General features: G+C 34.2%; 1 protein-coding gene. It reads right to left on the minus strand.

Annotation, left to right across the window (positions count from 1 at the left end; all coding sequences use genetic code 11):
- Nucleotides 1–159 precede the first annotated feature (159 nt).
- On the minus strand, nucleotides 160–593 hold a 434-nt coding region (locus tag HRG09_RS28325), incomplete at its 5' end, for a helix-turn-helix domain-containing protein (RefSeq protein WP_174104102.1).

Genomic DNA, 593 nt, shown 5'->3' on the forward strand with positions numbered 1-593 from the left:
TATGTTCATTATAAATAGTTTGAATGAGTGTTTTTAGTTCGGTATCTTTGTCAGGGACATTCCATTTTTTTACCCAGTAGTAATATGTACTACGTGGAATGCAGGCAAATTTTAATACTGTCTGTATAGGAAATTCAGCCCTTAATTCAAAAATTATTTTTACTTTGTCTTGTTTTGTAATTGTTCCTTGTTTTGAACTAAGGCATTCAACTTTTTTAAATATGCATTCTCCATTCGTAAGCGTTCTACTTCTACTTGTAATTCTTCGATTGATCCTTTAATAGGTGTAGTAGATTTTTTTGTTTTCTTCACCATGTTTAAACGTCCCTCTTTCTTTGATATAAGGGCGTCTGTTCCTTGTGATGCGAATTGTTTTCTCCATTTACGAATTAAACCAGATGAAGGAATATTAAAAATTGCCGCTGCTTCATCCGATGACGTCCCTTGGTCATTCATATAGTTCAGTACGTCTAGTTTAAACTGTGCAGAGTAACTTGCATAGGATTTTATAAACGCTTCTACACCATTATGCTTGTATTGTATGACCCAAGTTCGTATCGTAGATACGGATGCACCTATGGATGCACTTATTG

The sequence above is a fragment of the Bacillus sp. Xin1 genome (assembly GCF_013314535.1).
Classification (GTDB): domain Bacteria; phylum Bacillota; class Bacilli; order Bacillales; family Bacillaceae_G; genus Bacillus_A.